At 32.8% G+C, this 14291-nt stretch carries 7 protein-coding genes and 3 pseudogenes; 2 read left to right on the top strand and 8 right to left on the bottom strand.

The annotated features are described in order from the left end of the window. The 3 genes and pseudogenes from KPL55_RS24170 to KPL55_RS24160 all read right to left on the bottom strand — a co-directional run. A pseudogene (locus tag KPL55_RS24170) lies at window positions 1-770 on the bottom strand (hypothetical protein); the annotation flags it as partial. A 132-nt stretch (window positions 771-902) separates the two neighbouring features. Beyond that, complete coding sequence (locus tag KPL55_RS24165; RefSeq protein ID WP_216309319.1) at window positions 903-2036, bottom strand: clostripain-related cysteine peptidase; 1134 nt, start codon at window positions 2034-2036, stop codon at window positions 903-905. 160 nt (window positions 2037-2196) lie between these two features. Beyond that, the gene (locus tag KPL55_RS24160; RefSeq protein ID WP_216309318.1) at window positions 2197-5358 is read right to left on the bottom strand and encodes a DUF11 domain-containing protein; all 3162 of its coding nucleotides are present in this window, start codon (window positions 5356-5358) and stop codon (window positions 2197-2199) included. A 1587-nt stretch (window positions 5359-6945) separates the two neighbouring features. Here KPL55_RS24160 and KPL55_RS24155 point away from each other — a divergent pair. Continuing rightward, on the top strand, window positions 6946-8103 hold the full coding sequence (locus KPL55_RS24155) for an ATP-binding protein (RefSeq protein ID WP_216309317.1): 1158 nt from the start codon (window positions 6946-6948) through the stop codon (window positions 8101-8103). A 494-nt stretch (window positions 8104-8597) separates the two neighbouring features. Beyond that, window positions 8598-8765 carry a hypothetical protein gene (locus tag KPL55_RS24150; protein ID WP_216309316.1) on the top strand — a complete coding sequence of 56 codons (168 nt, stop codon included), beginning with the start codon at window positions 8598-8600 and terminating at the stop codon, window positions 8763-8765. Window positions 8766-9441: 676 nt separating this feature from the next. Here KPL55_RS24150 and KPL55_RS26860 read toward each other — a convergent pair. From KPL55_RS26860 to tnpC, 5 genes and pseudogenes are all read right to left on the bottom strand, one after another. After that, a pseudogene (locus tag KPL55_RS26860) lies at window positions 9442-10029 on the bottom strand (IS66 family transposase); the annotation flags it as partial. A 124-nt stretch (window positions 10030-10153) separates the two neighbouring features. Further along, on the bottom strand, window positions 10154-11179 hold the full coding sequence (locus tag KPL55_RS24135) for a tyrosine-type recombinase/integrase (protein WP_216309315.1): 1026 nt from the start codon (window positions 11177-11179) through the stop codon (window positions 10154-10156). Next, window positions 11172-12155: a tyrosine-type recombinase/integrase gene (locus tag KPL55_RS24130; protein WP_216309314.1), complete on the bottom strand. Its 984-nt coding sequence runs from the start codon at window positions 12153-12155 to the stop codon at window positions 11172-11174. The genes KPL55_RS24135 and KPL55_RS24130 overlap by 8 nt, the downstream gene beginning before the upstream one ends. Then, window positions 12152-13387 carry a tyrosine-type recombinase/integrase gene (locus tag KPL55_RS24125; RefSeq protein ID WP_216309313.1) on the bottom strand — a complete coding sequence of 412 codons (1236 nt, stop codon included), beginning with the start codon at window positions 13385-13387 and terminating at the stop codon, window positions 12152-12154. The genes KPL55_RS24130 and KPL55_RS24125 overlap by 4 nt, the downstream gene beginning before the upstream one ends. 124 nt (window positions 13388-13511) lie before the next feature. Beyond that, window positions 13512-14291 (bottom strand): annotated as a pseudogene (tnpC, locus tag KPL55_RS24120) (IS66 family transposase); the annotation flags it as partial.

Raw genomic sequence — 14291 nt, 5'->3', positions numbered from 1 at the left:
AAACCAAACGTTGGACTTAATACAGCACCTTCTATTGCAAAAATTTCAGTCTTAATTTCAGCTAATCCGAATGTTGGACTTAGTACAGCACTTTCTATTGCAAATACTTCTCTTTTGATTTCAGCTAAACCGAATGTTGTGCTTAAAACAGCATTCTCTATAGCAACTATTTCAGTCTTAATTTCTGCCAAACCAAACGTTGGGCTTAAAACAGCATTTTCTATTGCAAATACTTCTGTTTTGATTTCAGCTAAACCAAAGGTTGGACTTAATACAGCACCTTCTATTGCAAAAATCTCAGTTTTAATTTCAGCTAAACCAAACGTTGGACTTAATACAGCACCTTCTATTGCAAAAATTTCAGTCTTAATTTCAGCTAAACCGAATGTTGTGCTTAAAACAGCATTCTCTATAGCAACTATTTCAGTCTTAATTTCTGCCAAACCAAACGTTGGGCTTAAAACAGCATTTTCTATTGCAAATACTTCTGTTTTGATTTCAGCTAAACCGAATGTTGTGCTTAAAACAGCATTCTCTATAGCAACTATTTCCGTTTTAATTTCTGCCAAACCAAACGTTGGGCTTAGTACAGCACTTTCTATTGCAGCTACCTCTGTTTTTATTTCTGCTAATCCAAAGTGTGGGTTACACAACATGCATTTTATTTTTTTTATTTCTTCATCAATATCATCATTACACTTTGGTTTTCCGCAAGTCCATTTTGGGTTCTCACAAGTCCATTTTGTATATTTACTTTCATTATCTTCCACATATACCATACTCCCTTATGATAATTTTTATTATATTACTAAATATTAATACCATTACATAATATGAACCTTCCTCAAAAAGTTGCAATTTTTCAATATAACTACACAAAACAATTCACTATTTCATTATGTTCACAAATTGGTTTCGTGAATTAATTCTACCCACTTGTTATCACAACAAAATGACATTTTCTTATATAGATCAAAATATTTTAAATATACTTGAGAGTTATGTGGAAAAAATAATTTTAAACCAAAATCTTTTTTGTTTAAAGAAGGAGCAATAATGATTTTATTAAGAACTTCTAAAAGCTCATTATGAGAATTATCTGAATCCGGATAATAGTGTACGTATTTATTAAGTAAACTTGATAAATCAATAAAGTCATTGTTTAGCAGGTAAAAGCCCAAATTTGTTAACATACATGTAAACTTATTACTATCTCTTTTAAATACCTCTGAAATAGAATCTATTAATTTTTTTAGAATTATAAAATCGTCCTCAAAGAGGTGAATTGCAAGTAGGTCAATATCTCTATGGTTTTTGCTAATGTTAACTGAAGTGATTAGTAAATTTATTACTTTATCAAGATGCAATATATTTTGATTCTTTTGGCTATCTCTTTTTAATATGTCTATAATTTTATAATATGGTAAACCTTCAACCAAGAGGTTATTTTTTGAAATTATAGCACAAACAGCAGCCCCGTTTGAGTTTATCGCAATCGCATACAAAATTTCGATGGTATCCATAAAGCAAGTATCAAATACTAGAATATCAATTTTCTTATTTGTAGATTTACGAAAAATCGCTAATGCTTTAGCGAATCCTTGAATCCCCATAATAGTTGCACCTTTTTCAGTATTTTCTTTCATAATGCCAACAAAGCCAGCACCGTGACCAGATAATATCGCCATTATATTTCTTGATGGAAAAGTGCTTGCCCCCCATATTAAAAAATCTAGAAGTGTATTAGGGCGTGACATATTAATTTCACCTAAATCATCAACTAACACAGCAGTCCTATTTCTTATAATATAACGCCGTGTACCATTCCATTCTTCGGCAATGTCAACTGCATTATTATGTTGCTGTCCAGACCATGGTACCCTTGATATTTGAACAATTACATTTATATTTTCAGCATCAATTGAATTCATTATCAATTGAAATTGTTGATATATATAGTATTCCAAATCATTATTACCTGCAGCATATATTAAAACAGTCCAATCACTATATGCATAATTTTGTTTATAATCCATTACAATCCTTCTTTCAAAATAGGTTTTTTTAGCCTGCAAGGGTTTATAATTAATTCATAAGAGTATAAGCCTTACCATAACAGTTTCTATTAGAATATAAGCCCCAAGGAGTAATTCCTTGAGACTTATATAATTTCTATTTTTTACCTAGCAATGGATATTATAAACCATTTTTAATTACAGCAGCGTTGTCAAATTCTTCTATAATTATATTCTCTGTGTCCATTAGATTTGACAAACTTATACCCCTTACTCCTGCTTGCAACAGGATATTAACAGTATTTGAATTTTCAGGTGGGTAAAGAAATGTCAAATTTACATTCGAGTATGAATTTGTTGTACCAGTATTGAATAAATTTGTTCCTGGTAAAAATCCGGTTTTAACACGAACTCTAAAAAGAAGTTGTAATGAATTTCCAACTACTAATAGTGGAATGTTCCAATTTACTAAATTATTGACTCCATCATAACTAGCTGTTGTTCCTAGAGGTGTAAATATACTTCCGCCAATAAAAGTTGTACCTGAATCTAGTCCACCTAGTTGATCAACTATTTGTATTAAATAAGCATCTGCACTGCCGTTATTATTTGCAATTAAACTGTATTCGATAACATCATTTCCAATGGCCGTTGTAGAGTTTCCAAATGTAGCCTCACCGTTTGATACATTTCTGACCCCTTTAGTAAGCAGAACATGTGGATTTTCTACTAATACATCTACTGTACCATCTTCTTGCATAGGTTCTAAACCACCGGGATCTGAATTCCAATTTACTCTACCAGTATTGGTTTGTATTTCTGTATATGGTGGTATTATAGAAATTGAGCTATCAATATTTGCTCTGAATGAATATACCAGAGTTACAGCTCCTCCTGTAGCATCAACACTAGGGATAGTAGGCCACGTAATGACCTGCCCTATGACTGAAGAAGGAAGAGGGGACGCATTATCGTCATAGGATTGGCCTATAGGTAAAATATCAGTTACGACTACATTATATGCAATAAGACCTGCCGGAACTGTCCAAGATATTGTATAATTCACTTTATCTCCTACAACTCTAACATTAAAATCTACCGTTTTGGTAAGAGGAGCCCCACTACTTGTCAAAGTAACGTCTGCATCACGTTCCAAACCAGGATATTGATAATTGTCCCCAATAGGATCAAATGGTTGTGAGTATGGGGATGTTGTATGGGCTTGATTGGTCAAGCTAAGCCCTGGTCCTATTCCTGGATCTACAGTTACGGAATAAGTCACAGTTATTTCATCATCAGGTTTTAGCCTCGTAATGTGCATGTCAATAAGGTTTAGCGGAGTAAATACTGGAGGATTAAATACAGGTGTACCTCCTGTAGCTGTAGCAATTAGAGTACCTGGTGTGAATGTTAAAAAATTGGGTAGAACGTCAGAAAAATCAAGGTCAAAAGCATCTACCACAGTGTTATCTATATTTTGAGGGTTTTTTATTACCGCCGTATAGGTGTAGCTCTGACCAGGAAGTATCGCATTTGGAGTAGGCCCTAAAACTGTCTTTGTCAAAATCATATTAGGTTCTCCAAAGTCGACTGGAACCTGATCTCTAGCACTGAATACTATGTCTCCTGTGTTCTTTATTTCTAATTTTGCTAAATTATTTTCTGTTCCTAGAAAATTTACATTTGCCATTGGTACTCTAAAATCAACATTCCAGAAAGTCTGAGCAGGAACAAAAGGAGCCAAGAACCATTCAACTCCATTATTACCTGTAGGTAATGGCCCTGTAGTAGGAAGAAATGGATTGTAAACGATATTTGATATCCCTGCTGCTGATAATGCCAAAGGGAAAAAATCATCTATAAATACGTCTTTTTGGTCAGCCGAAAAATTAGCAATATAATTAATAGAAAACTCAACCATATCACCTGGGGCAACTGCAGTTATACCGACTGGCTTTAATGTACCGTCTTTATAATAAATGTTTAGCAACAGTTTTGTAATAGAAGGAATGGTTATGAGTGCTGAACTTGCTGAACTATCAGGGGTAAGAGTGCCAAAATTATCATTTATGCCATCAATATTAACTAAATCACTCAATGGATCTCCTGCTACTACAGGCCTATTTAAAGGTGGAGCTGTGTAGAAAGCATCTACTACTGTGGAAAAAGTTATACTCCCTGAAGAAGAGCTTAAAAGTGCACCCAGATCCCAAATGACAGTTGTTTCACCTGTAAGAGGATTCTTAATTGAAACTGAAGTTGGTGGTGGAACTCCTACAACAAATGTTTGACCATCACTAATTACATCTGTAGCCACTACACTATTTAAGCTATCATATTGGTTAACCTTATATGCTAGCGTATAGTTAATGTTTATTCCTACATCAGCTGACGTAGGATTTTGACTTTTATCTATTGTTAAATCCATAGCTAAAGTTGTCCCTTGAGAAGCAACTGGACCTGATGCACCAGTCATAGTCACTACATTGTTCAATGGAGTTTGATGAAGTATACGGGTTCCTGAATTTTCGATACCTCCAACAGTATAGTTGTCCCAAAACGCAACGTCATAGCTGACTACATCAACCGCTCCAGCACTTAAATTAATGTTATTCCATGTTATACTTACAAAATCCTGTCCAGCCGGAATAGGGGTGACAACAACAGGGTTTGGTGGACTTAATTGTATTGAATCAGGACCTACAGCCGTTATGGGTCCAATAAACCGAATTCCATTATCCATGTTATCAGTAATATCTACTAAGGATGCTTGCCTCGTATTATTATCTATATTAATTTGATGTGTAAATGGCCACTGAGGACCCACTCCTAAAGGTATTCCAGCTCCCTTTGGATATTTCCCTGGAACAATTTTATTAATTATATAGCGTGCCGGAACTACACTTGTAGAATCATTTTTAGTATATTGAATATTACCCGGTTCACCAAAACCTCTTGGTTTTGTATCAACAGTAGCACTTAAGGCAACTGGAGTAAGAGGAATATCAAATGGTACATCTAGGTTAGGAAGTGCCCTAAACGTTTCATCAACCATCAAGGTAACTGGAAAGGTGAACCCTGTTTGATTTGGTGCAAGATCGGTTATATTTAGCCAAGTAAGTGTTATGGTGCTGTCAAGATTTAGTACCTGACTTGTAGGAGGCACACTTGAACTATCAAAGGATACTCCATCAGGTATAGTCATTGTTAGTGTTAAATTATATCCCCAGTCAGCAGGATTATTATTTGATGCCGTAACAGTTACTGTGCCAGTTTTTCCAAGGACGATATTAGCAGGCTGTGGACTTATATTTACTATAAATAAATTTGGATCAAATGCCATTGTTTTTCTCCTTCTTTACAATAAATTTAATGAGAAATTTTTAATTGAGCTACAATAAACTTAATTGATAATTAATTATTTCTTACAATAATTTATTTGATTTTTATGCGGAATTGTATTTTGTTTTCGCTATATAATATGGACTTGACGAATAAAAGTTACAATTAGTTAATATCTAGATTTGTTATAACCAATCTAAATTAGCATATAACTTTAAAAAAAATTCAATGAAAATATCATTCTCGTCAAAGAAATTCTTTAACAAAATATTTGAAAATCATCTATATTTACAATAAACAAATGGTATAGTCATTAAAATTTCCGATTGTAATTTAGTATTTAATCTAGGTATTACTAAATATATTTATATAATATGGAACCTTTTAAATGTACCATGAATATTTTATAATATAATAACTTCTGACAGTGAATGCTATTAAAATAACCAATATCTTAATCCTCCAAGATGATGGTTGAACTTAAATTTAATTTTGCAATAATTATCTTGAATCAATAGAAATACCCATTAAACCAACAACCTGTTCCGTTATGGAGTGCAAAATTAGTTGAAACGTACTAAATACCATGTGATTCTAATATAAAATCACATGGTATTTTTTTGTTGAGGATTATTAAATCATAAGCTTACTATAAAATCACAACTATATTAATATAGAATTATACTCATTTTAGTAAGTGTAGTAAAGTTATTACACATTGATTATATATAAGTATTGAAAAGGCAATTTAAATGCGGATATGCGGATTTCCATAGAAAATATTTATGACATATGGCATAAGTTCTTTAGATTATTATGAATTAAAGACTATGGTGGTAATATTCGCAGATATATAATATTTTTTACATATGTATAAGAATATTTGACACTTTAAGTTAAAAAGATCTTTATTAATCCTTTTGCTGAGGGTGGTTAAAAGCATTAACTAGAGGCTATATTAATAGTTTGATTAATTGGTTTAATACTACTTTTAATATTCAACATGAAATTAAAGCCAAAACATATTAACTATAAGTAATTATACAATAAGGGCACATCAGCAATAGGAGTTTTTTTATTTTTTTGATTAACTCAAAAACAAAAAAGAAAGAGGGGTTTTAATTCTATTTCCATACAATGAATATGTATGTAGAATAACTGTAATATGGGATAGCGAGAATTAATCGCAGATCCATTCAGAAAATTTATGATAGGAAAGAATGTTCTTCATAATCATTAGAAATCTACTATGTTAACATTCATATATATATTGTTAGTATCTAAAAGGTCGTAAAATTTAGTTATTATACTTTTCATTCTAATAACAGTTACATCACTGTTATTAATAAAGATTGTAATATTAAATGGCTAGTTGTATTAAGGAAAAGCTAGTGACGTGGGTTGAAAGACAGTAAAGGTTATGGGATGGGTTAAAGACTAAGTATAAATATCTTATAAATCAAATTTTAAATCTTAATCTCAAAAAAGTATTAATAAGATAAAAAATTCAAGTTTGATAAAAAAATATGGGGGTTATAATCATAATTGATATTACGATGAGTAAAATATACTATAGTAATTATTAGGAATGATTAATATAGATAATTCAATTGAGCTTTTACCAAGAAAAGAATTTTTTACGACAACTTGGGTTAGAGATATAAAACTTGAGAGTGCCATTTTTGATTTAATTGATAATTCAATTGATGCTGCAAAACGAATTAGAGGATACAAATCACTAGAGGGATTTGAAATAAGCTTAAAGATAGAAAATAATACATTTATTATAAGAGATAATTGTGGAGGAATAACTTTAGAAGGTGCTAAAAACCATGTATTTAGGTTCGGTAATGACACTACAAACTCATGTGAGTATGGTAATATTGTTGGTAGGTATAATGTTGGAATGAAGAGAGCTATGTTCAAAATAGGAAGGCTAATAGAATTAGAATCTCATACTGATGTAGATCATTTTAAGGTAAAAATAGACGTAGATCAGTGGGTTAAAAAGCAAGATTGGGCAATAGATTTATCTGAATGTTGTAGCTCCTATATAAATGGTACAACCATAAAAATCACAAAAATTAATAAAGGTATAAAAAGTGAATTTAATAAAAAAGGGTATATTTCAAAGTTAAGACAAGATATAGAATTAAAGTTTAAGGATTGCATATTGAAAGGTATTAAAATATATCTAAAAGAAGAGGGTGTATTAAAACTAATAAAGATAGGCAGTAAGAACGATAATGATATTATCGTATATGAAAAGGAAATAAATATTAATAAATTTAAAGGTAATGTTACAGTGTATAAAGGCATAGATAATATGAGTGAGGCTGGTTGGAATATATGCTTCAATGAAAGATTAGTTATTGATACAAACAAAAGCAAATTAACAGGTTGGAATTTAAAGTTGATAAGTGATAATTACGAAAATATAATTTTTAGTGAGCAATATTATGGATTTAGAGGATATTTAAATCTTAATGAAAAAAGCCGGTATTCGCTACCATTTACAACAACGAAAGATGGGTTAGATAGTAGCCATGAAAATTATGGAAAAATACTTGAAATTCTTGTTAAAGCAATGAAAGCAGTAAGAATTAATTTTGAGAAACCTGACGAAGTAAATATTTCCTATAAAAGACCAAGAAAAGAAGTAGAAATTCTTAAAGTTGAGTTTAATGTAAATTCAGCTAAAGCTGTAGGGGAAAAGACTTATGATATTCATATAGGAAAGTCATAAAAGCTATCTGATAATATTAATATCATTTGATAACTTAGTACATCGCTTATATTTCCAATCTGATAAAATAATGGTATAAGTAAACAAATACTTATTAGCTTAATCCTCCTCTAAGAGAATGGCAGAATTTAAGTCTAGCAAATTACGCTAGGCTTTTTTAATTTAGTATCTAATGTGTAATTTCAATTCCTCTTCTCTACAATGTTAATACTAACTAAAACATTTTCATAGTGAGTGATAGATACTTTAATTGAGTTACATTCACTATGAAAGCTATTTGCCGTTTTTTAATTAATGTAAATATACTCTGCTTGTAAACGCTATAGTAGACTAATTAAATAAATTCATATTTAAAATTGAATATAAAACCAGCAATTTGGTAAGCACGGTACTAAGTAAGCGATAAATGTAAATGACAAATTCCAAGCATTTAAATTTCACGACATAGAACTTTTATATTTACAAAAGAAATGGTATCACTGGGAAAAACACAAATGGAAATAGCAGAGTTTCTAGGTTTGAAAAATAAAGTTGTAATAAAGCAACTTTTAATAGGTGAACATTTTAAAATTGCAGAAACAAAACGTTTTTTGCCTTTTACTGTTGACATGAAAATATACCTGAATTATAGTTTTATTATCCCCCCAATGGGGGTGTTTTAGAATGTCCGTATTTAGTGGTTCAGGTCAATGATATAGTGTTACTTGCTTTATGTTCATATTAATATTCTGAATGTAACAATTTTAATATAGTGTTTTTTATCCTCGAAAACGAATAAACTTTAATTACTAGACACAGGAAGGTCAACACAGTGTCTTGTAATTAAAGTTTAGAATAAAATAAATACAAATTCTAATGTAATATTATAAACAATAGTAAATGCTATAAATCAATCTGCCATTCTAGATTCAATTTAATCATTTATTATTGTATATATCCATTATATGAATAATCGCATACAATAGGTAAGCGATGGAACACATACCGTTACCTGAAAAAACAGCTTCACATTATTCTGTGAAGCTGTTTCTTTTAATAAAATCCTTCTTTTGCAATTTTTTTTATGTAGTTATACTGTTTTCGAATAAGTTTCTTAAATTCAGTGTCTGATAAATCGTTATATATAGCTATACCTTCTTCATAAAGACATTCATATATCAATTCACAATAATCATCATCTTCTCGATGCATTTTTTTGTATCGTTGTTCAATCTCATAAGGAAAATCAAGGGTATAAGCTATTCCATCAATTTCACCACTAAGAAACTCTTTTGTCATATTCATCATATATTCAATATTAGGCTGACTCACTGATAGGGACCTCCTTTTGTTTATTTCTGTCTCAGCTGTAGTTATTCTGCATTCAAGCTGTACCTTATCTGCCCAAGGTAAATATTCATCAAGCACAGAATAATTTGATGCAAAATTAATATTGGGCAACTTTCTGAAGAGATATTCAAGATATTTATAAGCATCCAAATTATTGGCTGCTGCCGTATTTATAATGCTAAATACAGTAGCTGACGCTTCTGCTCCCGCTGGCGAATCGGAAAACAGTGAGTTTTTTCGCGTAATTGCTACAGGTTTAACGGCTAATTCCGACAAATTATTTGATAAAGGTATTTTTCCATCAAGTAGAAAATTGGTAAAATATTTTTTATGATTTAGTGTGTATCCCAAAGCTTTCTTCAGGTAGTATTGATTAGTAAAAGTATTTTCTGCCCATGCGAAAAAGGCATCCAGTACAGGGACGCTATATATAAGTCTGTTCTTTCTTCTTTCCTCAGGTGATAATTCTTTCCATTTTCTTTCTAGCCTAAAGAGTTTATCACAATAAGCCCGTCCAATGGCTCCGCCTGATCCTGGAATTTCTTTTTTTCCAGAATCCAACGGAATAGCGTCTAGATAATATCTTCTTAAATGGCTGTTATCTCACTTCTCGAATAACAGCCATTATCCTAGAAATATGATTATCCGAGAAGGATCTCTTGAGATCGCATAAATGTTAGAGATTCTCATGTTTTTCTCAGATAATCTAATCATATTTCTATTACAGATTTAAAAACTCAGGAATCTTATTATCTTCCCTCATTTCATCGTTTTCTATAGAATCATGAGGGAACCATTTTTCATTCCATTCCTTCAAATGCTTGTCTACAGTGTTTTGTGATAATTCCGCATAAATTTGTGTCGATTGAAGAGATACATGTCCTAGAAAATTTTTAATAACAACAAGTGGAACTCCTGCTTCTAACATATGACTGGCAGTAGAATGCCTCATGGAATGAGGTGGGTAGCTGTTTTCCTGGAATAGTAATGGATTCTCTTCTTTTGCCAGACGTACATATTTATTGAAGATACCTTCAATACAAGAAACCGTCATCTGTTCATGGGTCTGGCTCGAAAAAATATGTCTGACTGTTTTTAATTCTATTTTTCTATGGATGAGATATTTTTGCAACATCCTTGCACAGGTGTCCGGGATGCCAATTCGCCTTGATTTTCCACCTTTTCCTTTGATATTTAGAGTGGCACCTTTAAGATTAAACTGTATATTTCCTATAGTCAGGTCGCAGATTTCTTGTGCTCTCGCACCACTTGCATACATTAGGCTGAGCAACAGCTTATCCCTGAGACCGATTTTTTTGTTATCTTCAGGTAATCGAAGTAATATCGATACCTTCTGAACCGAAAACACTGCACGTAGCTTCTTCTGGGCCTTTTTCATTGGAATCTTAACAACGCTGCTCCGAAAGATTGATGCAGCATCAAAATTTCGATTCTGTGCATACTCAGAGAAAGAAATGATTGCTGATAGCCTTTGGTTTTTTGTTGATACACTGCATCCGCGAACTTTCTCTATCCAGTCCAAAAACTCCATTAGGTTGCCATAATTAAGTCGCTCAAAAGTAATCTTATCCGCTGGTATACCTTTTTTGGAGTACATGAATTCTATCAGCAGTCGAAAGGCATATTTATACGAGGTAACGTTATGGTGACTTGCACCAACTGAACAAGGCATGTAATTTGTTATATATCCATCAAGCAGTTCCAAAAACTTCGAAGGTTCATTCATGAAAATTCACCTCTGGGAAAATCAGTGCAGTATAGCCATCAAACAAATCCATTGCTTCTGGGAACATTTCACTACTAAATTTCAGATATTTTTCTGTTTCATTCAGGCTATCATGCCCCAGATATATGGAGAGGTATGGGACAGAGTCATCTATTCTGCGTCCGTCTTTTTCCGCTTTAGCAAAAGAATTGAACACAAAAACATGCCTAATACAATGCATGCAGGGACCTCTTTGATTTTTCTTCCTGCCAAGTAGAGAAATACCCCCCAGTTCCAATATGTCATTAAACTTATGTTGTGCAGATTGTGTTGTTACTGCCTCAATAGGGTCAACGGTTGGAAAAAGATATGCATCAGGATATCCGATTATTCCTAAAGCCATACAGTATTGCTTAAGGATTTCCGTCAATGAAAGATCCATTGGGACAAACCTCTGCTTGCCACCTTTTGTATATTTTAGTTTCAGCACTCCTGTATCAAGATCTATATCTTTCATTTTCAATAATAGCGTTTCTCCAATTCGAAGCCCACATCCATATATGAGCCGTAGAATCATTGGATACTCTATGTGGATAAGGGTATTTTTGCGTGGCTGACCCATCTGCAACATATCTGCAATAGCAAATATGTGATTCATCTCATCATTAGAGAAGATGTATGGTAAGTAATCATCACTGATTTTAGGAATGGGTGGTAAATATGCATTAACTCCATAACTCTTAAGATGTTGCAAAAAAATTCTGATAACAACCACTACATTAGCAATGGTACCGCTTTTGCCAGTAAGGGTACGGATCCAGCCAGTCATCTGTTCTTCTAAAAGGTTTTTGTCCTTACAATCTATAGTGTAGAGATATTCATCAAACCTCTGTAATGTATGTCTATCGTGATCATGGGTACATTTGCTTTTTGAAGCTTCCCGAAGTTCTAGAAAATCAGTAAGTTCATCTTTTAATACACTCTTGAACAGGATCATGATTGGTCACCTCCGTCAAGAAATGTTTTAAATAAGCCTGATGGTTTTGGTACTTCTATCGCGAATTTGCGAAGTTTCTCTATATCAAGCTTTGCATAATGCTTGATTGCATCAGGATCGGCATGCCCCAAGATTTTTCTTACAACGTCAAAAGGTACATCATCATTAACCATTGAACTGGCCAATGATGACCTGAATGTATGAGGTCCATGCTTTTTTCCTGATATATCAATGCCAGCCATTTTGAAGTATCTTGTAGTTTCAAAGCGCAGAACAGATGTGGTTATTTCTTGATACGGTGCTTTATGACGCAAGAATACATTATTACCTATAGCTTTGGGACGTGCATTATTGATATAATCAACTAGTGCTGTCTTGACTTCTAATAGCATAGGGAGTTGTAACACTTCACCTGTTTTTTGCTGTATAAAATCAATCTTATTATGCTCGAAATCCAGTTCATCCAGAGACAGTTTTACAATATCTCCCGATCTCATGCCAAGTCTGGTTGCCAGAATCAACATTGCATAGTCACGCTTACCGATATCGCTTGTACGATCAATAACTTCTTCAAATTGAAAGATTTCTACTTCGTTGTAGGTTACTGGTATATTGATTGGCTTTCTATAGTGAGGAACAAGTGTCGAAAAATCTGTCTCGATTATTCCGCTAGTGCTTAAGAACTTCAAGAAGTCTCTTATAACCGCCCAACCATCTTTATTCTCAACCATCAGACACGCTTTAGTAACATAAGGTGGATTTAGAGAATGAAAGTCTGAACACATAAGTGAAACGCAATCTTTTAGAAAACATTGCAAAAATCGCCTTTTTGACTTTAGTGTAATAGGTTTATTACCTACTTCAGTGCAATGTAAAGTGAACAAATCTAATACGTGTTCATATTCATTAGTCAATAACTTAATCTCTTGTTTCTGCTGAATTATATATTCAGTACCTGAATAAAAGTTATTTAGTCTTTGGATTGCTGTGATCATCGCTTTCTGACGCGAGCTTCCTAATTCATGGTCCACGAAATAGTCTTTATAGTAACGCACGCCAACTTCAGGTAAATAATTATGGATGCCCTGACTAATCATATACGGTTCAATTTTTTTAAGCGTTTTGCGATAGTTATCTAGGGTCAGTTGAGTATAAGATTTTCCCTCAAGATACTGGAGCAACGTTGTAAGTAAGTCACTAAAAGATAGATTTTTAATTTTTTCTGAATTCATAGGGTTGACCTCCTTAGAATATTTTTATAGTTTTATTCTAAGAAGGATAACCATTATCTGAGAAGATAATCAAAAAATCGTGTATTTATGCAATATACGAAAATTTTTCTCGGATAATCATATTTCTAGGATAATGGCTGAAACAAAGACACCGTGTAATTCCTTCAACCTTTTCATAACCAGAATATGCGTCTGAAACATGATAACTACGAAAACCTTCAAGGAACTTCTTAGCATGATCACCTGAACGGCTACTAGTATATTTATATAAAATTATGGGAGGACCGTCACAGTTGTTATTTCTATGTATCCAAATGTAAGATTTACTTGATGCCTTTTTCCCCTCCTCATGATTTACCTGCCAGGTTGTTTCATCACTCATAATAACACTGCATTTTAGCAATTGCTCGTGCATCTTCTCATATATAGGCTTCAGCCAATATTCAGAGCTGCGTATTACCCAGTTTGCCGTCATGTCCCTCTTAAGCTCAACACCCATTCTTTTAAAGTCTTTTTCCTGGCGATACAGCGGTACTGACATCATATACTTCTGATACATTACCCATGCCACACATGAAGGTGACGCAAAAGAGTGCGTAAGCACAGGTGCTGGTACAGGTGCGCAAATTATTGAATCATATGGATTAGTATCATTTTTTCCACAATCAACACATTTATATACATATTGGACGTAGTCCTTCATTATTAGTTTTGCTGGAATATATTCCATTTCAGATCTTACTTTTTTCTTTCCGATTATATCAAGCTCACTGCCGCAGATTCCACACAGAGCTTCTTCGGCATTAAGTATACATTCAATTACCTCATGTGGCAGTGCTTTAATCAATTTTTCTCTGTCACCTTTTGTCCTTATAGGTCTCTTATGTTCTTTGATATTTATAAC

The organism is Clostridium lacusfryxellense (assembly GCF_018861735.1).
GTDB lineage: Bacteria > Bacillota > Clostridia > Clostridiales > Clostridiaceae > Clostridium_AD > Clostridium_AD lacusfryxellense.
Note: the sequence above shows the minus strand (reverse complement) of the source record. Positions and strands in the feature narration are given on the sequence as shown.